Source organism: Galbibacter sp. PAP.153, from assembly GCF_037029175.1.
GTDB lineage: Bacteria > Bacteroidota > Bacteroidia > Flavobacteriales > Flavobacteriaceae > Galbibacter > Galbibacter pacificus.
The window spans coordinates 38,055-59,768 of record NZ_JAZEUN010000019.1 but is presented as its reverse complement, the minus strand read 5'-3'; the positions used below and the strand labels follow the sequence as shown (position 1 = coordinate 59,768).

Below are 21,714 nucleotides of genomic sequence, written 5' to 3'. Positions count from 1 at the left end.
ACTAATCTAAAAAAACTAATGAAAAAAAGAATTATTCTTTCAATCCTGTTACTAATTACAGCTATTGGGTTTTCGCAAAGCACAATTTCGGGTACTATAACAGACCAAAACAACATCCCTTTGGGCGGTGTGAACATAAGCATTCAGAATTCCGTTGGAGGAACTGTCTCAGATTTTGACGGAAATTACAGTATTCAAGCTAAAGACGACGATTCTATTATTTTTTCGTACATCGGGTTTAAAACGCAGATTATTGCCTTGAATGGAGAAAACACCATAAATATAGTTATGCAAGAGGACTCCGAACAACTAAGTGAAGTTGTAGTTACTGCATTAGGCATAAAAAAGGAAAAGAAAGCATTAGGATATGCCGTACAAGAAGTTGATGGCGAAAGTTTGGAAAAAGCAAAAGAAGCTAATTTTGTAAACTCCCTTTCGGGCCGGGTGGCTGGCTTAACTGTAAAAAACTCGACAGATTTATTCCAAAATCCAGAAATCAATTTGCGGGGCGCTAGCCCTTTGCTGGTGATTGATGGAATTCCAGACAGGACAACCGATATTTGGAAAGTAAATACCGACGATATCGAAAACGTAAGTGTGTTAAAAGGTGCCACCGCATCTGCATTATATGGTTCGGCAGGAAGAAATGGCGCCATTATGATTACTACAAAAAAAGGAAAAAAAGGAAAAATGTCTGTTTCCTTTAACAATTCAACCATGTTTCAACCTTCCTTTATTAAGGTGCCCGATGTACAGACTACCTACGGAAACGGTAATCAAGGGGTATATGCTTATGTGGACGGAAGTGGCTCGGGTACCGAAGGCGGTGGCTGGATTTGGGGGCCAAAACTAGACCAATTAGACCCCTCCACCCCTAGCGGCTATGTTGAAACAACACAATACAATAGCCCTATAGACCCTCAAACTGGTGAGCTGATCCCAATTCCATATATAAGTAGAGGCAAAAATAATATTGACGATTTTTTTAGAACCGGCCTTATTCAATCCAATAACATAAGTGTAGATTGGGGAAGCGAAAAGGCCAGTTATAGGATGTCGCTTTCCAATATATACCAAAAAGGAATTGTTCCCAATACCGATTTAAAAAACACATCTTTTAGCGTTGGTGGATCCATAAACCCATCAGATAATTTTAAGGTAAACTCCACCTTAACCTATAATAAACAATACACCAACAATTTTCCCGAAGTAGGATATGGGCCAACAAACTATCTTTATAATTTAATTCTTTGGACGGGAGTAGATGTAGATGTAAACGATTTAAAGAATTATTGGAGAGAGGGTCAAGAAGGCTATCAGCAAAGACATTTCAACGTTTCTTATTACAATAACCCTTACTTTCAGGCTTACGAATATTTAAGAGGATATAATAAAGATAATGTTTTTGGAAATATTAATTTTGAATATAATATTAGCCCAGAGTTTAGCTTAAAAGGACGTAGCGGGGCAAATATTTACAGCTTATACAGAACTTATAAAGAACCTAAGAGTTATATTGGGTATGGAGATAAATCCAGAGGCAACTTTACCGTTGAAGACTCTAATTATTTCGACATTACAAGTGAGCTTGGCATAAAATATGAAAACGACCTTACTGAAGACATTTCTATAAATGGCGAGTTTGCTTATGCAAATTATTATAGAAACTCAACGTATCATTCTACTGCAACCGACGGGTTAAACATACCGGGCTTTTATAATCTTGACAACAATTCGGGAGCTACGCTATTTGGGGAAAATGACATAACCAAAGAAACCATTCATAGTTTTTACGGCTTTGTAGATCTTGAGTTTTACAATGCTTTTTATCTTACTTTTACGGGAAGGAACGACAAAGTATCCAGTCTTCCCGAAGGAAATAATTCTTTCTTTTACCCGTCAATTTCAGGTTCTGTGGTGCTCTCAAGCATATTCGACCTTCCAAGTTGGGCTTCTTTTGCTAAGTTAAGGGGCTCTTGGTCCCGGGTATCCGAAGGAAAAATAGACAAACAATCCAACAATCCATATAGCCATATTCAAGCCTATGAAAAAGGTACGAGTTGGGATGGAACACCTTCGGCTTATTTTGGAAGCGCGCTATTGTCTCCTAATTTAAAACCAGAAACCTCAGACACTTGGGAAATAGGTTCCTATATTAGGTTTTTTCAAAACCGATTAGGTTTGGATGTTGCTTATTATCAAGCAAGGGACTATAACAATCTTATTTACAGCCCGCTTTCCGAAACATCGGGATATACAAGTTTGTTATTAAACGGCGATGTATTCAAACGAAAAGGAATTGAATTTACACTAGATGCTTCCCCTATTAAAAATGAAAATTTTCAATGGAACGCTCAAATTAACTTGAGTCAGTACAGGCGTTATCAAGAAGAAATATATGGCAACAAAGAACAAACAGAAGGTTTTATCCGTGTAGGCGACCGTACCGACAGAATTTATGCAAATGTTTATCAAACCAATGAAAACGGAGAACTCATTTTAGAGAATGGTTTCCCGGTATCCGATCCATATCAACGCTATATAGGCTATAATGAACCCGATTGGACTTATGGGATTACTAACAACATTTCCTATAAAAATTTTAATTTATCATTTCTTTTCGACGGCCGCATCAATGGCCTTATGTATTCTACCACCAACCAAAAAATGTGGTGGGGAGGTACAGCCCCGGGCACTGTAAACCAGTTTAGGGACGATGCTAATAATGGAGAAAGTACATTTATTGCCCCAGGCGTAAAGGTTATTGGTGGCTCGGTTGAATATGACGTAAATGGAAACATTGTAAACGACACACGCGAATATGCACCAAATGATGTTGCTGTAAACTATATCAACTACATGCAAACAACCAGCAATAATCAAAATAAAAATTATCATTACTACAAAGAGACCTTTATTAAGCTCAGGGAAGTTACCCTTACTTATACTTTTGGAAAAGCTATTATTGATAAAATGCCTCTTTCCAGCTTAAGCCTTTCATTTGTTGGAAGAAACCTATGGCTTTCTTCAGACATTCCAAATGTAGACCCAGATTCTGGAAAAGATAATTTACAAGCACCTTCCACTCGCAGTATTGGATTTAATATTAATGCCAAATTTTAATTAAAATGAAAAAAATAACAATATCCTTTATATGCTTTCTCGTTTTCTTAATCATAAACAGTTGTAGCAAAACAGAAGATTTACAAGACGACCCCAACAGGGCCACAGAAGTAAGCCCGGAACTACTTCTAACAAATATTGAAATTCAGGCTTTTAACAATATAAGTTTATCTGCCGCTCTGGCAAGTCGCTATTTAACATATACCAATGGGGTAAATTCAAACCAGTATTACAACTGGCAACGTGCCGGGTACGATGATTATGACAACCTTAAACAGGTATCCAAAATGATGGAAGAAGCTCAAAGAACCGAATCGGGGGTTTATCAAATCTTGGGCAAATTTTTCAATTCATACTTTATTATATCGCTTACCGAGGTGTTTGGTGATGTCCCATATTCTGATGCCATTCAAGCAACCGAAAACAATTATACTCCAGTATATGATACACAGAAATCAATTTATCTTAAGGTTTTAAATGACTTAAAGGATGCAAACAACGAACTGGCCACTAATGAAGAAACCATACTAGGCGATATTATATACAATGGCGATAAGTTAAAATGGAGAAAGCTCATTAATTCATATTATTTAAGGATTTTAATGAATCTTTCCATAAAAGAAGGGAATGATGAATTAAACATAGTCGCCCGATTTAACGAAGTATATACCAACCCTGGTAAATACCCTATTTTTGAATCGAATGAAGATAATGCCGCATTAAATTATTACAACATACAGGATAACAGATACCCATTGCAAAATAACAACGACTTACAAACAGCCTATTACATGGAAGAAAGTTTTGTTGAGCGCCTCCAAAATTTTGAAGACCCCCGCTTGTTCGCATTTGCAGAAAAGAAACCGAATGCCGCCGATTTACCAAATACCGATTTTTCTGCATATGGTGGACTTTATGGAAGTGGAGATCTTAATGATAACACAAGCAAGGCTGTTGCCGGTGAAGCTTCCAGGGTTCATCCCCGATATTTTACAGATCCGGAGAACGAACCAAGCTTATTAATAAGCTATTCGGAATTAGAATTTATTTTAGCTGAAGCAGTTGCCAGAAATTGGATATCGGCCGATATTGATATTCATTATAAAAATGGCATTTCTGCATCTATGGAGTTTTATAATATTTCTAATTTTAACGACTATTTAAACAATCCTGACATTCAACTTTCACCAGGAAATGAAATAGAAACAATTTTAACCCAAAAACACATTTCAATGTTTTTAAATACAGGGTGGCAAATATTTTATGAGCAAAGAAGAACCGGATTTCCAGAATTTAACACCGATGGAGAAGGAATTTTAAACAACGCTAAAATTCCAAAACGATGGATGTATCCAGCAGATGAAGCCGTTAATAATGGAAATAACTTAACCGATGCCATTCAACGCCAATATCCAAACGGGGATAATACAAATGCCGAAATGTGGTTATTACAATAATTTTTTTGATTTATTCCAAACAAAAGGAGGGGTTGATTAATAAAAACACCCTCCTTTTTTTATGGTCATTCTAACCATAATTGGCACTAACGACATTTTAAGGGGTTGATTATGCCATTGTTTATCAATACCTTAGCAACATGAAAAAAGTTGGTGTACTCGTTCCACATTATAGCATTATTGCAGCCATAGGCAATACCCGGTATATGTTTAAAATGGTAAATACATTTTTAAAAGAAATTGGCAAGCCGCCTTCTTTTGATGTCAGGCTAATTGCAGAGACACCAGAAATAAGTCTAAACGACAATCTTTATACCATTCAGGCAGATCATACATTTGAGGAAAAAGAACTATTCGACTTGATAATAATCCCGCCCACCAGCGGAAAAATGGAAGCGTCCATAAATGTAAACGCAAAAACCATTAAATGGGTAAAGCATCAATATAAAAACGGTGCCGATATTGCAAGCCTTTGTGTGGGTGCCTTTCTTTTGGCCGAAACCGGGCTCTTAAATGGCAAGGAATGCTCCACCCACTGGAAAACAGTAAATCAATTTAGAGAGCGCTATCCGCTAGTAAAACTAAAGCACCATAAAACGGTTACAGACACGCAGGGAATCTACACAAGCGGTGGCGCCAATACTTATTGGAATTTATTGATTTATTTAGTAAAAAAATTTACCTGTCCAGAAGTGGCCCTGCATACGGCAAAATATTTTGAGGTGGAACCAAACCTAAACGACCAATCGCAATTCTTTATTTTTAATGGCAACAAAAGCCATAAAGACGATAAGGTGCTGGAAGCTCAAGAATATATTGAAAAAAATTACACTCAAGGGATTACACTAGACCAAATATGTATGCTAACAAAATTACCCCGTCGTACTTTTCAAAGGCGGTTTAAAAGGATAACTCATTTTACGGTTATTGAATATCACCAACGTGTAAAAGTAGAGGCCGCAAAAAAGTTATTAGAGATAAATCAAAAAAATATAAGTGAAATTATGTTCAGCGTAGGTTATTCGGACCCTAAATCTTTTAGGGCCATTTTTAAAAAATATACCGGACTTACTCCTATTCAGTATAAAAACCGTTATTCATCATAAATCATCAAATCAAAAGGGTTTATTCATCATCAAAAAAAATCAAATCATGCTTCATCTCATAAAATACTTAGTAGACTTATTTACCTTTTTGCTTGTTTACTTGCTGTAAATATAGTACAGCCCTTTTACAACAATATTACAAAAACAACCAGCTACTATAAAACTCTTTTTATTTTATATAAGTATATTTTACTTATATTTAAACCTATAAGCTCGTGCCATCTTTGGTTATCGGGGTTATATATAGTAAAGCCAACCAAAACATTGTAATATGACAAAGCATACCAGCAGAAGAAAATTTATCAAAAATTCTTCCTTAGCCCTTACCGGACTTGGCATGGCCAATTACCTCTCTGCACACACATTAACCGCGCTACAACAAAAAGTGGGCCCTAACGACCAGATAAACTTTGGCGTAATTGGCTGTAACGGGATGGGCTGGAGCGACATGAAGGCCCATTTAAACATACCAGAGGTAAACTGCATCGCGCTGGCCGACATCGACCAAAATGTACTCGATAAAAGGGCCGCCAATGTAAAGGAGTTACGCAATACAACTCCAAAACTATATACCGATTACCGTAAAATGCTTGAAAACAAAGATATTGATGCTGTTATTATAGGAACTCCAGATCATTGGCATTGTTTAAATATGGTGGATGCTTGCAAAGCAGGAAAGCATGTGTACCAAGAAAAACCAATAGCCAATAGCATCGAGGAATGCAATGTAATGGTGAAGGCCGCAAAAAAATACGGCCGTATAGTACAAGTTGGTCAATGGCAACGAAGCGGCTCTCAATATGATGAAGCCATAAAATATGTGCAATCGGGCAAACTGGGAAATATAAGGCTTGTAAAATGCTGGTCGTATCAAGGTTGGATGAAACCAGTTCCTGTAGTTTCCGATTCTGCACCACCAAAGGGAGTAGATTATAAAATGTGGCTTGGGCCCGCACCAGAAAGGCCTTTTAACAAAAACCGGTTTCATTTTAACTTTAGGTGGTTCTGGGATTATGCAGGTGGTTTAATGACAGATTGGGGCGTACATGAAATAGATATTGCCCTGTTTGCCATGAACGTAAAAGCCCCTAAATCTATTCTTGCATCCGGTGGAAAATTTGCCTATCCAAACGATGCCTCTGAAACCCCCGACACTTTACAGACCGTATACGAATTTGAAAATTTCAACTTACTTTGGGAACATGCCACAGGAATCGACGGTGGCAACTACGGTAAATCCGAAGGGATTGCCTTTATTGGCAATAACGGGACGCTGGTAGTAAACAGGCAAGGTTGGGAAGTAATTCCAGAAACTCAGGACCAAGACGGCAAAAGAGTGCCAAGAACAGAAAAAGTAGATTTTATTCCAGGAAAAAACAATGCCCTTGACGTCCATGCCCAAAACTTCGTTAATGCCATTAAAGGAGAAACCAATAATTTAAATTGTGGTATAGAGACCGGAAGTATTGCTGCCATTAATGCACATATGGGCAATATTGCCTATAAAACCGGCGAAAAAATATATTGGGACGCCACAAAGGGGCAGTTTAAAGACAATGCCCGCGCCAACCAACTTACAAAGGCCAATTACCACAATGGGTGGGAATTGCCCAACGTATAATCAACAATTTATCTCGGCTTTATTGTTGCTTTTGGCAAGCCCATAAAATGGCTTATTTTGTAAATTAACATAGAACATTGCATTGTTTTCCTCAAAGACTTTCAATTGGTCGTCTATGGACAAGTGCACGCGGTCAATCTCTTTGGTATTAAAATACAGGCCGTAGTTTCTGCGCTGGTCGTAAATAAGCCATTTTTTATTGGGGTATTTTCTTTTAAAATAATTCCCGATAAGCGGTAACATATTAAAATTAGAATTTATGGTAGCCACTTCCATACCGGTTCTTGTTGTTTTAAAAACCAAAAAATTTTTAATATGCCCCAATTCCCTGTCTACCATTCTGGCAACTTGGGAGACCCGAAGTGTATTGGCATCGGGCATATCGGTATAACTAAAAGATTCTGTAGCATATACATGCACAATATATTTCAACAAAGCATCTTCTGTACCCTTAATTTCGCTTAAAAAAGCTTTATACAATTCATTCGCCCCATGTTTTGTTAGCTTCACCTCCAAAGATTTCCAGACCCGCTTGGAATATATTTCAGAAGAAGATACGTTTACGGTTTCCGAAAACATATCGGGAACATAATGCTTGGGTTTCACTATGGAAACTTCTTTTATGTTTTCATCAAAAACTTTGTAAACGGCCGACAAAAACCCAATAAAACTGCCATCGTAAATTAAAATTGTATTCATAGTTGTTTTTCTTTTAGTTCTTTTAAAAAACTTGGTAAAAATTGACGCTCCTGTTTTTGGAAATATTCCAATATTTAATAATGCATTCTTCATATCTTTCTTTAAATTAGCCAATGTTATTACCAATAACCGATTCAAATATATGGAATTATTCCAATAAAAAGGAATTTTTCCTAAATTTTTTATATATTTACATTGCATATTGTATTTAATTCATCATACAAACATGAAATCTAAACTTCCTATAGAAGTAACACGCTTTAAAGAAATAAGGGAAAAATATAATTTTACCCAGCAAACCTTTGCAGAAACCCTCGGCATTAAAAGTTCTACGGCCGATATCGAAAGGGGCAAATCAAAAATCTCCGGCAGCATTGTAGTCGAGCTCATGGAACAGTTTAAGGTAAACCCCTTGTGGCTCTATGGAAAAAGCAACCAAAAAGAATTAAGTACAACGGTCAATACCGCGCCAAAAATACTTACCGTCACCCCCGAAAACAACGATGGTATTGTCTTGGTAAATGTAAAAGCCGCCGCGGGTTATCCGCACAACATTCAGGATCTGGACTGGTACGAAGAGCTCCCCGCTTTCACCCTTCCCCTCCCCGAGTACAGAAATGCTACCTATAGGGGCTTTCAGGTAGAAGGCGACAGTATGTTGCCCGGTTTGCACCCCAAAGAATGGGTTTTGGGAAAATCGGTAGAAAATGTAAACATGCTCAACAATCACGCTATATGCGTAGTGGTCCTGCACGACAGCGTACTCGTGAAAAAAGTACAAAAGCACGACAACAACGAGCAGTTATCCTTAATTTCATTAAACCCCGAATACCCGCCAATTACCATCAACACTTTTGACATTCAGGAATTATGGGAAGTAAAAAGTAAAATAAGCATGGAACTGGACGGGGATGCAGGCAATATTGCACTTTCGCAAATACAACAATCCATTACAGAGCTTAAAAACGAAATTCAATATTTAAAAAATAAGTAGGGGCCCATAGGTCTGAGTTTGTAGCCAAGGCATTTGCCCGCTTTCACCCATACATGCCCCGTTCCTCCCGGACGGGGCAGGGTAATTGGCTCAATCGGGGTTAGAAGCCCATATTTGGGCATAAGTTAATTACTGTTCAATGCTTTCTGCACTAAACACTATTAATTTCCCTTCCTCAAATTTTGCCGTAATTTCTATTGGGTTGCAACATACCTCGCAATCTTCCACATATGTTTGGTTTACCGAGGAATCCAAGAGCATGGAAATTTCTTCCCAACAATACGGACATTGAAAAAAATGTTCAAACATACCGTTCAAGACTTAATTAATTATTACAAAACACTGCAAATCATGCCTAACAACTTGCTATTTTAATTAAAATCGAAAGCAACGAACAAAAAAAAGAGTGTTAGTAACCAACTAACACTCTGTAAATCAATCAAACAAACTAACTAAAATATGGAACAATTGTAAGTGGAACATTCAAAAAAAATGTATAGTACACTTAGTTGATCTATGCCACGAATATACATACAAGTTAGCTAAATTATCTGTTAAATGCATATTTTTTCGACGAAATGCACCTTTAGGATAAACTTTGTAGTTCTTCGGTTAATAAATACCATTCTTCGGTTTGGGTTTCCAATTGTTTTTTCTTGGCATTGTATGCTTCAAAAAAACCTGGCTCGGCTACCATTTCATCATAGTTTGTAAGCAATTTTTTGTCGATAACCGCTATTTCTTTTTCAAGATCTGCAATATTGGTTTCGAGCTTGCTAATTTTGTTACTCAATGTTTTTAAGGCTTTCTGCTCTTCAAAAGATAGCTTTTTTTCTTTTTTCTCGACCTTTTCGGCTACAACTTTTGTTTTTTTCTCTACTTCCCTAAAATCTTCTACCTTTCTTTGTTCCAAGTAATAGTTAATATCGCCCAGGAACTGCTTTATTTTTTTGTCCCTAAACTCATAAACACTATCTGTTAAACCCTGCAAGAAATCACGGTCGTGCGAAACCAAAATTAAAGTCCCTTCAAAATTCTTCAGGGCCTCCTTTAAAACATTTTTAGATTTAATGTCCAAATGGTTTGTAGGTTCGTCCATAACCAACACATTAAACGGATGCAAGAGCATTTTACAAAGTGCCAGCCTGTTCCTTTCCCCACCCGACAATACTTTTACCTTTTTATCAACATCATCTCCCCTAAACAAAAAAGAGCCCAGCATATCGCGCACTTTAGACCGGTTATCGTCTCGGGCTTCATCCAACATGGTATCTAGAATGGTCTTTTCCCCATCCAGATATTCGGCCTGGTTTTGGGCAAAATACCCCAATTGCACATTATGGCCCAGCTTTAATTTTCCGGTATGCTTTATCTCGTCTACAATAATTTTTGCCAACGTTGTTTTTCCCTGCCCGTTTTGGCCTACAAATGCTGTTTTGGAATTTCTTTCTATAAGCATGTCAACGCCTTTTAAGACTTCCTTGTTGCCATAATTCTTCCCCACATCTTCGGCCTCAACCACAACTTTTCCCGGCTGAATAGATACCGGGAAGCGTACCTTCATTACTGCGGTGTCTTCTTCATCTACCTCAATCCGTTCTACCTTGTCCAGTTTTTTAATTAACGATTGTGCCATGGAGGCCTTTGAGGCTTTTGCACGGAATTTTTCAATGAGCTTTTCGGTTTGCTGAATTTGCTTTTCTTGATTTTTTTGTGCATTTAGCTGTAATTCCCGCATTTCAGAGCGGAGTTCTAAATATTCGGAATAAGCTTTGTTGTAATCGTAAGCCTTTCCTAAAGAAATTTCAATCGTCCGGTTTGTAACATTGTCCAAAAACATTTTATCGTGGGAAACTATCACAACAACACCGCCGTAGGACCTTAAAAACTGTTCCAGCCAAATAATGGATTCTATGTCCAAATGGTTTGTGGGCTCATCCAGCAAAAGCACATCATTGTCTTGAAGCAATAACTTAGCAAGCTCGATACGCATACGCCACCCACCCGAAAAAGTATCTGTAAGCTTATTGAAATCTTCGCGTTTAAAACCCAGCCCCAATAATACACGCTCTGTTTTTCCTTGGTAATTATAGCCGCCCATTATTTCGTAGCGGTGTGTTAGGTCGCTTAAATCGATCATGAGCTGGTTGTAAGACTCGCTTTCGTAATCGGTTCTTTCGGCAAGTTGGTTATTAATTTTATCCAGCTGAAGCTCCATGGCTTTTATTTCTTCAAAGGCCTGATACGATTCTTCTAAAACGGTATTCCCCAATTCAAAATCGATATCCTGTTTTAAAAAGCCAATTTTAACATCTTTATCAGTAGAAATCACGCCGCTGTCGGGTTCCATTTCTTTTGATAGCAACTTGAGCATTGTGGATTTTCCGGCACCATTTTTCCCAATTAACCCAACCCGGTCTCCTGCGTTTAGCCTAAAAGCAATTTCTTCAAATAAATATTCTCCCCCAAAAGAGATAGAAAGGTTGTGGACGTTCAACATTTTTGCAATAATTGTTACATGAAACAATACTAGAAAATAGTATTTTTACATAAAATTTCTGCAAATGTTAAAAAAAGGAAGCAAATTATACAGTATTTTAACAGGAAGTTGTCCTAAATGCCAAGAAGAAAGCATGTATGTAAGCAAAAACATGTACAATCCCAGCGAGACCATCCATATGAACGAGCATTGCTCTCACTGCGGTACGAAATATAAAATAGAACCTTCCTTTTTTTACGGGGCCATGTATGTAAGTTATGGTGTTGGTACCGCATTTGCGGTAGCTGCTTTTGTAATTTCTTATCTTTTTATTGGTACCAGCGTAAAAACTGCTTTTTATGCCATTATAGGCACCTTGGTTGTTTTTATGCCCATAATTATGCGTTTGTCCAGAAATATATGGATTAATTTTTTCTTTAAATACGATCCCAAAGCAGTAGAAAAACATCAAGCTTCGCAAGCATAAAAGATTGGTTTTACGGAAATAGAGATTGTTATGCGCAAAGCATTAACCAAATTACCCTTTCCATTTTTTTTGAAAACGCGCAATGTCAATCTCGGTATCCAGTAATGTTCCGCGCTCGATATAATCGAATAATTTTTGAGCTACATACGGGGCAATCATAACTCCACGGCTCCCCAGACCATTCAGCACATAATTATTTTTGTACTTTGGATGCTTGCCTATTAATGGCTTCCTGTCTGTTACCGTTGGGCGTATTCCGGCCACATGGTTTACCACTTTATAATTGCATTTAAAAAAGGTTCTAAGCTTTTCTTCCAATTCCTTCCTGGATTCTTCTGTAGGCGTATTAGACTTATCCTTCCATTTGTATGTGGCGCCAATTTTATACAGGTCGTTTTTTAGCGGAATAATAAATACGGAAGATTTTAGCACAAAATCCAACTTTAGCCCGGGCGCTTCTATTTCCAACAGCTCACCTTTGGTCCCGTTTAACGGTAAATAATTAAAGTACGGATTGCCTTTCAGTCCAAATCCTTCACAAAAAACAATATGTCTCGCCATTATGTCTTTGTATCCCAAAAAGCCGTCATTGGCTTTTAAAAGGCTATACTCAAACCGCTCTTTACGAAGTTTCTCCCCATTGTTTAAATATTCGGTATAAGACTGCTGTAATAAATCGGTATCTACCCTTCCGGTATGCAGCACTTCTCCATAACCAAGAGGGGCATCTATGCAATTATTGTTGTTTTTAACAAGTTGGGTAGAAATAAAAGGCTGTAACGAGGGCTTGTCGGAAGCTTCAAACCACATGTTCTGTTCTTCAACAGATACAAACCTTCTTAAAACCGGAATTTTATAATTTATTTTTTCTGAAATCTTTTCTTCAATAGTTTTGTAAAAGTGGTCCAACAGCTCCAATTGTTCCTTAGCTTTCCAAACTTCTGTAAAACGCTTTAAAATAACAGGGTTATACATCCCTCCGGCTACATTGGAAGATTGCTGGGAATTATCATCAAAAACTATAAACGACTTATTGTTTTTTTCCAATTGCTCGCAAAAGGCAATGCCCCCAAGCCCAATTCCAACAATTATATAATCTACCATGTTACAAAAATAGCATTTGTTAAAAAGAAAAAACCACGCAATGCGTGGTTTTTAATGTTATTTTGTTTTGAATTGGAATCAAAATATAAATTTAGTAACTCCACATATCCTGTTCCTTGTCCCTTATTTTCTCTTCTAATCGTTGCGACTCCAAGAGCTGGAACATGGCATTATCTGGAATGTAATCTTTAACAGACCTATCGCCTTGTACGTTTTCTTCTTTGTAGATTACCGCGTTAAAACGTCTGGCATTCAACAATTGATCGAACGAAATAGGCCTGGCCGAATTTTGGTTGTTAAAAGCTTTTGCTTCGTGTAGGATCTCTCTGGCACTAGGAAACCATACCCAAAACAGCTCAACAAGGTCAGAATCTTCACTGTCTATAAAGTTAACATCCGGTGCTACCGGAGCCAACCCCAACAAACGGTATTTAAGTTCTCCTTGACGCTTATCAAAATACCAAACACCTTTTATACGCCATTCCTGAATATCGGCAGCGGTAAGGTTTCTTCTGTTGATGTATTCAGCAGAAACTTGCTCCCCGGCATTTAATTGTTCGTATCCAAGATCGGTTGTATCTACTTTTTGTAAGGTAGCACTTAAATCGCCGAATTTACGCTTTTCGGTAAAATAAGAATCTACATATACATCTTGTAAGTTTCCGTTTTTAATATTTTTGATAAGAACATCGTACAAAGACCTACGGTCGCTCCCGATATCTATGGTATCTATAGGATAATAGAACGGGAAATTAATACGTTCGTCCAAGTCGATTGTTTCCCATACGGTTTTAGACCAGAGAATGTCCCTGTCGTCTACGTATCCATATGGTAGAGGCTCATCGTTATCGGCCTCGATTTGGTCTTCTGTTTTCACTCCTACTTCGTCCGGCGTTTTTGCATTAAGCAAATTTGCTTGGCCAAAACTTAAAGCAGAAACTAAAACTGTTATTATAGTTAATAAAATGCGCTTCCAATTCATAACATTTATCTTTTATTAATTTGTTAGCTCCACAACAACAGGAGAAACTTTTTTAAGTTTATACGACCTGTTATTGGTAATGTAAGCTTCAATATCAAAAATCTGTACGGCTTCGCCCCTTCCGGCTCTTTTTAGTGCAGACTTGGCACGGCCATCCAGTTTATTACCTCTTACCTGAACGGTTGGCTGTCCTGGAACTTTAAATTTGAATCCGCTGATGGCCAAGTTTAAGTCGAAGTCGAAATCTTCCAGCATAGCTCCAACGGTTGATATTTCAAGGTTGTTTCTAGGCATTTTTATTTCGCCGTACTCCCCTCTTACCGTTCCTGAAGGACGTGGAATATCTTTAATCCTAAATTCTGACGATGAAGACACACGTTGTCCATCTGGCAAGGTTCCGCTAGCAGAAATGGTTACCGTTCTTCCGGTTCCCGGGTTCATTGCATATTTGCTGCCTGAAACTTTCTTCAATCCAGAAGCGGAAGCACTTACTTTATTATCGGGAATACCAGGAATTGATATGGTAATCGGGTTGGAAACCCCACGGTATACCACGTTCATTTTATCTGCCGATATTACTGCCGCATTTGGCTTTGTAATGGTTGCAAATTTTTGCGAAACGGGCACCTCGATTTCTTCACCTTCTTGCTTAAATATCAAATTACCTTCAATAGTATGGTCTCCGGCACTTCCGGCATTTACCGTAAGTTTAACGCGACCGTCTTCTATTACGTAATCTTCATTTTCCTTTAGGTCCCTTCCGTCCAACTTCAACTTAACTTCGTTTGGACGTGTGGTAGCGTCTTTTCTTCCAAGAACGATGGACCCGTCAAATTTTTCACCTTGATAGTAAGCAGATTTTGGTTGCTCCAACAAGGTGGTGTAATTGGTCATTGAAAGGTCGGAAGTCATTTGCCCCTGCAACATTGCCTTTAAGATTTCGTCTTGCGTCGTCTTAATGTCAGATTGCAACAAAGTAACTTTGGTTAAAGATGCTACTAAAGGAAACCCTTCGTAATGATAATTTAACCATTCCACAGGACGTCCGTCTCTGTTTTCGACCTTTCCATTCTCATCGCCGGTAAAAAAGCGGGTTTCTATAGACCCCACCAAACTGGCTTTTTGAGAAGGTTTCATTAAAGAATCAGGTATTTTATTGATGGTTTCAATAGTACTGGTTCTAAAATTATCGATATAGTTTACAAATTTCTGTCCTTCTGCGGAATAACGATCTCCTTGAAAAAATGCCTGATCCAAAAAGTCGGATTTGTCCATTACTTCATAATCGCTTCGGTCTTCGGGGGCTATATTGGCTACCATTTGAGATTTTAAGCTGTCCAGGTAACTGTTGAAACTCCCCGATGTCTGTTTGATCTTTTCCACTTCACCAAATAATGCTTCGTATTTTTCGGGTTGCTCTGTAGATTTCAATTTTAAATCTGCAAAAGCAGCTGCATTACGTTCAGTGGCTTTATTATTAAAGTTTGTAAGCTTCTCGTTTAAAAGTCCGAAAGCCGACAAAACCTCTTTACTCATATTCAACGCCAACATTGCAATGAAAACCAAATACATAAGGTTAATCATCTTTTGACGTGGTGATAAATTTCCTGCTGCCATATCTTAATCGGTTTTAATGTTTAGTTATAATTTCAATAAAACTCAATTAATTGGCCGGTCTGTTCATAGCAGAAAGCATTCCGCCATATACACCATTTAACGAAGACAAGTTTGTTGTTAAAGACTCCATTTGATCTTTTAGCTTTCCAGCATTTGCAGCTACTTCTTCCTGAATAGCGGCCTGCCTGTTTGCACTGTCCAATTGAACTTTATACAAGCTGTTTAACGATTCCATTTGCGCAGCGGCCAATGAAAGCTCTTCGCTATATCTTTTTGTTGAAGTCAATGCTTCTGCGGTAGGGGAAATATTTTTTGCGGCACCTTCGAAATTTCTGATGCTGTCCCCAAGGCTCGACATTAATGCCGAATCTATTTTGGCTTCTTTAAGCATATCGTCTAATTTCTTAGAAAGTTGCCCTTCGGCTTCTTTAATCTCCAATGCATCTTTTTTTCTGGCAATACCAGATCCACCTGCCAATTCTGGATAAACCAATGTCCAGTCCAAATCGTCGTCTACAGGTTCGAAAGCAGAGATAGCAAATATCAATGCTTCGGTAATAAGGCCGATAGCCAGTAACAATCCTCCGTTAATGGGACCAAACTCCCAGTGTAAAATTTTAAATAACGCACCAATAATCACCACTGATGCTCCAAGCCCGTAGGCCATGTTAAATAATTTCTTAGTTGATTTTGATTGTGCCATAGTAATAAAAATTTTTAGTTAAGTTATTAATAAGTAGTATTTGGATTAGGTTTAGTTTTGGGTAGCTTCTGTACCCATATAATCTTGAACTGTTCTAAAGCCAATATAGCTCCTAGCAGAATCCTGATATTCATAATCTCTTGTACTTACCTGTAAAAAGTAAGCCACATCTTTCCACGATCCACCTCTAATAACCTTACGTTTGTTTTCGCCATCATAAGTATTAGGGTTCATTGTAGAAACATACTCGTACGAATTGGGGTCGTATGAAGAGTTTGTCCATTCAGAAACGTTACCGGCCATGTTATATAAGTTATAATCGTTGGGGTCGTATGAGTCGGCTTCGACCGTATAAAGCGATTGATCTGCTGCGTAATCGCCCCTTAACGGCTTGAAGTTGGCCATGAAGCACCCTCTATTATTTAAAATATAAGGCCCACCCCAAGGATATGTTCCAGATTCAATTCCTCCTCTGGCGGCATATTCCCATTCGGCTTCTGTTGGTAACCTAAACTGATTTACAAATTGGTCTCCTTTTTCTTTTTGATAATCGTTTTTATATTTTGTCCTCCATGCACAAAATGCTTTTGCTTGTTTCCAAGAAACACCAACTACCGGGTAATCGCTGTATGCTTCACTCCAAAAATAGTCGTTGTGCATCGGTTCGTTGTATGAATAGCTAAAATCTTTTATCCATGCAGTCGTATCTGGATATACCAATACTTCTTCGTGCTTGATAAAGTCTTTACGTTTCCCGCCGCCTTTTGCCCTGGCAGCCGCCTGAATATCCATCCAGTCGTATTGAAACTTTAATTTTGTAACGTCTATAGTGCGTTGCCCGTTGTACGATTCTTCCACAGGAATGTACATTGTATCCATAACCTCTGTATAGTACTCATCGGGATATTCCGAAACGTCCCAAATAAGGTCTACATCCTTATTCAAGCGTCTTCCTTCGTATCCTGTCTCTCCCATTCCGGAATAGTTGAAAAGCATGTATTTTTCGTATTCGGAAAGGTCGGTTGTGTCTGCATCTTTAAATGCATACTCGCCTATTCCACCATTTCCGGGGATTTCCCCGAGTTCATCGGACAAAATGGCCAATTTGGTACGAACAATAGAATCTTTTACCCACTCTACAAACTGGCGGTATTCGCTATTTGTAATCTCGGTCTCGTCCATATAGAATGAACGTACGGTTACGGTTTTGGTTGGAGCATTGAGAACATCGGCCATGTCTTCTTCAGACCTACCCATTATGAAGGCACCTCCTGGGACAAGTGACATTCCGTAGGGCTTCTCGGGATGCCATTTTTTTCCGCTAACGCCAACTAATTCTCCTCTGTCATTAGAACCACAGCTGGTTAATATTAATGTAACAGATGCTAATAGAAATAGCTTTTTCATATACATAATTGAGGTTAAATTACATTCTTAGATTTAAGATGGTAAACCTATTTAATAAATTTCAAAAAAACAATAAACTCTTAATTTTTGTTGTCAAATGCCCATAAAACACAGTCAATTTAAAATATCGTGTTATTTCTATGGTCATTACACTAACATTTTTTTATATGCTTTCCACCATCTTTCGGGCACTACCCCATTGCTGGCTTCGAGATATTCTTTATGTGTGCAAGGTAATAACGTATGTCTTTTTAATTTATTATTCAAATTTTCTATTTGCGGCACTTCTATCCACCATCTACCTGAAATATTGCTCTTAAAAAAGCATATGTCCATATCGTCTAAAGGCACGATATACTTGACATAATTGGCAATTGACGTAAAAGGGTAATCTTTTTTTCTAAAATTGTATCCTTCAATAAAATACCAAAGAATTTGTGAGGTTAATTGTGCGCACTGCACGGTATTTTTATAGTTAAACACCCCGAAGGCCGTTACTTTGTCGCTTATACCCGCATATCTGGCTATGGCACATATCTCTCTCCCGTCAAAACCGTTCGGGTGGGTACTGGGCGCATGCCCCAGCTCTGCCGCCTTTATGGCCGTTACATCTAGGCTTACCAAATCGGCATCCCTAAATACGGGCTCTACTATGGTAATATCGTTTACAACTTCGCCCAAGCGGTAGGCATCAAAGAACAGCTTTTCCATGAGGTCTATCTCTTCTTGGGCATTAAAATATGTTTGATAGCCTACCGTGGAAAAATTGAACAAATTATTGGGTTGCTCCATTATAATCTTGCTCATATAGGCACTTTCGGTTATCAACTCATCGGAGGCACTGAAATCGAACTTACTATCTATGGAAACCAAGTTTACCATTTGCTCCATTTTATCATATGCGCGGTATGCGGCATATGTTAGGTCCTGACTTCCGCCAATAATTATCGGGATAATATTTTTTTTAAGAAGATCGGCTACAATAGAACTTACTGCGTAATACGTATCGGTCAATGTGTTGCCCGGTTGGATATCGCCGAGGTCTGCAATTTTACCATGCCAGTTACCGGCAAAGAGCTTGTAAAATTCCAACCGTACAGAGGCAAGGTCGACTTCTTCCTTGTTTTCTATATGTTCGCTTCGGGATTCGTTAATGCCAATAATGGCTATCTGTATATTTTCGAGCCCTGGAAACCCCTCTTTTTCGGTATGAATGCTTATTGTTCTTCCAAGAGCCTGTTTTGGCAATAATTCGTTATGCGCCAAAACCATGCTCTTTACCGGCGACAAAAATTCAACATTCATCTATTTTATTTTTTTGTTTTAGCTTTCTTTTTTGTTGCCGTTTTTTTCTTCGGGGCTTTCTTCTCGATTATTTCCTTGACCTGATCCAGACTTAAGCTTGCTACGTCGGTATCTTTGGTAAGTTCTATTTTGGTTTTTCCTTTAATAAGGTTAAAACGCCCCCAACGGGCTTTTTCTATCCTTATCCCTTCTTCTTCCCAGTTCTGAATTACTTTTTCACGCTCTTTTTTAAGCTTGTCTTCAATAAGCTCCTCGATATCCTGCTGGGAAAGGTTGTCAAAGTCATACTTTTTATTAACGTTTACAAACATTCCATCCCATTTTATAAACGGTCCAAAACGCCCTTTGCCTTTGGTTACTTCTTTTCCTTTATAGCTTGCAATTGGCGCATCGGCTTTTTTCTTTTGGGAGATAAGCTCCTTGGCACGCTCCATATCGACATCAAAAACGTCTTCTCCTTTTTCGAGCGAAACAAAATTCTTTCCAAAGCGTACATACGGACCAAAACGCCCTACGTTTACTTCAACCTCATCGCCTTCGTAAACCCCTAACTTGCGCGGAAGTTTAAACAGGTCCAACGCTTCTTCATAAGAAATGGTATCTATGGACTGATCTGGTAATAAACTTGCAAACTTTGGCTTTTCTTCTTCATCGGCGGTCCCTATTTGAGCCATTGGCCCAAAACGCCCTAAACGCACGCTCAACTGGCGACCGGTACTTGGGTCTTTCCCCAAAATGCGCTCTCCGCTTTCCCTTTCGGCATTTTCTTCCACATCTATTACATTGGGGTGAAAATCTTTATAAAACGATTCAATCATTTGTGTCCAGTCTTCTTCCCCGGAAGCAATATCATCGAAACTTTGTTCGACCTTTGCCGTAAAGTTGTAATCAAGAATTCCCGCAAAATGGTTTACCAAGAAGTCATTTACAATCATTCCAATATCCGTTGGCACCAATTTCCCTTTATCCGAGCCCACATTTTCGGTAAGCGTTTCTTCTTTGACTTTACTATTTTCTAATGTATACTGAAGATACTTGCGTTCTTCTCCATCGATTGTACCTCTGTCTACATATCCACGATTTTGAATGGTAGAAATGGTTGGCGCATATGTAGATGGACGCCCAATACCCAATTCTTCTAATTTTTTCACCAATGATGCTTCTGTATACCTGTATGGGGGCCTTGTAAAACGTTCGGTTGCGGTTATGAAATTTTCGTATACATTTTCACCAACTTTTAGGGCTGGTAACATTCCTGCTTGTTCTTCATCTTCTTCATCGGTACCTTCCAGATAAACTTTTAGGAAACCTTCAAACTTTAAAACCTCCCCGTTGGCAGTAAAAAGTTCGCCATGCTTATCTGCCTCTATTTTTACATTGGTACGTTCCAATTTGGCATCGCTCATTTGGGAAGCCAGTGTGCGTTTCCATATCAACTCATACAAACGTGCTTGGTCGCGCTCTATTTGAACCCTGTGGCGTGACATGTCTGTTGGGCGTATTGCTTCGTGAGCCTCTTGCGCCCCTTTGGATTTATTGGAATAATTTCTTGGTTTACTAAATTCTTCCCCGTATGATTTTACAATTTCGTTTTTAGCCGCTTCAATAGCTTCGCCGGAAAGGTTTACACTATCTGTCCTCATATAAGTTATAAGTCCAGCTTCATACAAACGCTGGGCCATGTTCATGGTCTTGGCTACCGAAAAATAAAGTTTCCTTGATGCTTCCTGCTGAAGCGTTGATGTTGTAAACGGTGCCGCCGGACTTTTCTTTGCCGGTTTTGTATCCAGATCGGCAATTTTAAAGCGGGCACTTATATTATTGTCTAAAAAAGCTTTGGCTTCTTCCTTTGTCTTAAATGTTTTGCCAAGTCTTGCCTTAAACGTTTTTCCTTCTTCATTTTTAAACTCGGCGACAATCCTAAAGGATGCCTCGGGGGTAAATTCTTTTATTTCGCGTTCCCTTTCTACTATAAGGCGTACGGAAACCGATTGTACGCGTCCTGCCGAAAGCCCCGTTTTAATTTTTTTCCAGAGAACGGGAGACAGCTCGTAACCCACCAGCCTATCCAAGACCCTTCTTGCCTGCTGGGCATTTACAAGATTGTAATCTATGGAGCGAGGGTTTTCAATAGCTTTCTGGATAGCGTTTTTGGTAATGGAGTTGAAAACAATACGTTTGGTTTTGTCTTTATCCAATTTAAGTTCTTCTGCCAAATGCCATGCAATAGCCTCTCCTTCCCGGTCTTCATCACTTGCCAGCCAAACTGTTTCGGCACTTTTAACAAGGTCTTTCAATTTTTTTACAACCGATTTCTTATCAGAAGAAACAATGTATTTAGGCTTAAAATCCTTTTCTACATCTACTCCTAATTCTTTTGAAGGAAGGTCTGCTATATGCCCAAAACTCGAAGCTACCTTATAATCTTTTCCAAGAAATTTCTCGATAGTTTTCGCTTTAGCAGGAGACTCAACGATAACCAAATTCTTTGCCATAAGCCATTTTTTAAGAGTACAAAAGTATACAGAATTTTTAATTTGCAATACAAAGCACACTTTAAAGGACATAAAAACATCTTTAAAAAGAGATCAATAGCACCTTATGTATTATGATGTCGCTTTTTATTTACA

At 38.4% G+C, this 21,714-nt stretch carries 16 protein-coding genes; 6 read left to right on the top strand and 10 right to left on the bottom strand.

All coding sequences use genetic code 11. The features are described 5' to 3' along the window. The first annotated feature begins 18 nt into the window (after positions 1–18). The 4 genes from UXI14_RS12995 to UXI14_RS12980 all read left to right on the top strand — a co-directional run bounded on the left by UXI14_RS12995 (position 19) and on the right by UXI14_RS12980 (position 7,307). A complete protein-coding gene (locus UXI14_RS12995; protein ID WP_335966504.1) occupies positions 19–3,123 on the top strand; it encodes a SusC/RagA family TonB-linked outer membrane protein in 3,105 nt (1,034 codons plus the stop codon). Positions 3,124–3,128: 5 nt separating this feature from the next. Beyond that, a complete protein-coding gene (locus UXI14_RS12990; RefSeq protein ID WP_335966503.1) occupies positions 3,129–4,580 on the top strand; it encodes a SusD/RagB family nutrient-binding outer membrane lipoprotein in 1,452 nt (483 codons plus the stop codon). A 140-nt stretch (positions 4,581–4,720) separates the two neighbouring features. After that, entirely contained in the window at positions 4,721–5,686 is a 966-nt protein-coding gene (locus tag UXI14_RS12985; protein ID WP_335966502.1) for a helix-turn-helix domain-containing protein, read from the top strand. Positions 5,687–5,957: 271 nt separating this feature from the next. Then, positions 5,958–7,307, top strand: a complete 1,350-nt coding sequence (locus UXI14_RS12980) for a Gfo/Idh/MocA family oxidoreductase (protein WP_335966501.1) — start codon at positions 5,958–5,960, stop codon at positions 7,305–7,307. Here the strand turns inward: UXI14_RS12980 and UXI14_RS12975 are convergent, their stop codons facing one another. Then, complete coding sequence (locus tag UXI14_RS12975) at positions 7,308–8,006, bottom strand: TIGR03915 family putative DNA repair protein (RefSeq protein WP_335966500.1); 699 nt, start codon at positions 8,004–8,006, stop codon at positions 7,308–7,310. It abuts the gene before it with no gap. A gap of 226 nt (positions 8,007–8,232) precedes the next feature. On the opposite strand from UXI14_RS12975, the gene UXI14_RS12970 reads away from it, so the two are divergent. Continuing rightward, complete coding sequence (locus tag UXI14_RS12970; protein WP_335966499.1) at positions 8,233–9,000, top strand: LexA family transcriptional regulator; 768 nt, start codon at positions 8,233–8,235, stop codon at positions 8,998–9,000. Between the two features lie 129 nt (positions 9,001–9,129). On the opposite strand, the gene UXI14_RS12965 is transcribed toward UXI14_RS12970, so the two are convergent. After that, on the bottom strand, positions 9,130–9,309 hold the full coding sequence (locus tag UXI14_RS12965) for a CPXCG motif-containing cysteine-rich protein (protein WP_335966498.1): 180 nt from the start codon (positions 9,307–9,309) through the stop codon (positions 9,130–9,132). 277 nt (positions 9,310–9,586) lie between these two features. Further along, the gene (locus UXI14_RS12960) at positions 9,587–11,500 is read right to left on the bottom strand and encodes an ABC-F family ATP-binding cassette domain-containing protein (RefSeq protein WP_335966497.1); all 1,914 of its coding nucleotides are present in this window, start codon (positions 11,498–11,500) and stop codon (positions 9,587–9,589) included. A gap of 64 nt (positions 11,501–11,564) precedes the next feature. On the opposite strand from UXI14_RS12960, the gene UXI14_RS12955 reads away from it, so the two are divergent. Next, on the top strand, positions 11,565–11,966 hold the full coding sequence (locus tag UXI14_RS12955) for a DUF983 domain-containing protein (protein WP_335966496.1): 402 nt from the start codon (positions 11,565–11,567) through the stop codon (positions 11,964–11,966). 51 nt (positions 11,967–12,017) lie between these two features. On the opposite strand, the gene UXI14_RS12950 is transcribed toward UXI14_RS12955, so the two are convergent. The 7 genes from UXI14_RS12950 to topA form a co-directional block, all read right to left on the bottom strand. After that, positions 12,018–13,070: an FAD-dependent oxidoreductase gene (locus tag UXI14_RS12950; RefSeq protein ID WP_335966495.1), complete on the bottom strand. Its 1,053-nt coding sequence runs from the start codon at positions 13,068–13,070 to the stop codon at positions 12,018–12,020. A gap of 91 nt (positions 13,071–13,161) precedes the next feature. Continuing rightward, positions 13,162–14,052: a gliding motility protein GldN gene (gldN, locus tag UXI14_RS12945; RefSeq protein WP_335966494.1), complete on the bottom strand. Its 891-nt coding sequence runs from the start codon at positions 14,050–14,052 to the stop codon at positions 13,162–13,164. A 15-nt stretch (positions 14,053–14,067) separates the two neighbouring features. Beyond that, positions 14,068–15,669, bottom strand: coding sequence for a gliding motility protein GldM (gldM, locus tag UXI14_RS12940; protein ID WP_277901295.1), 1,602 nt, complete (start codon positions 15,667–15,669; stop codon positions 14,068–14,070). 46 nt (positions 15,670–15,715) lie between these two features. Continuing rightward, positions 15,716–16,372, bottom strand: coding sequence for a gliding motility protein GldL (gldL, locus tag UXI14_RS12935; protein WP_277901294.1), 657 nt, complete (start codon positions 16,370–16,372; stop codon positions 15,716–15,718). A gap of 51 nt (positions 16,373–16,423) precedes the next feature. Beyond that, a complete protein-coding gene (gene gldK / locus UXI14_RS12930) occupies positions 16,424–17,779 on the bottom strand; it encodes a gliding motility lipoprotein GldK (protein WP_277901293.1) in 1,356 nt (451 codons plus the stop codon). Between the two features lie 147 nt (positions 17,780–17,926). Then, complete coding sequence (locus UXI14_RS12925) at positions 17,927–19,084, bottom strand: formimidoylglutamase (protein ID WP_277901292.1); 1,158 nt, start codon at positions 19,082–19,084, stop codon at positions 17,927–17,929. A gap of 5 nt (positions 19,085–19,089) precedes the next feature. Beyond that, entirely contained in the window at positions 19,090–21,579 is a 2,490-nt protein-coding gene (topA, locus tag UXI14_RS12920; RefSeq protein ID WP_335966493.1) for a type I DNA topoisomerase, read from the bottom strand. Positions 21,580–21,714 lie beyond the last annotated feature (135 nt).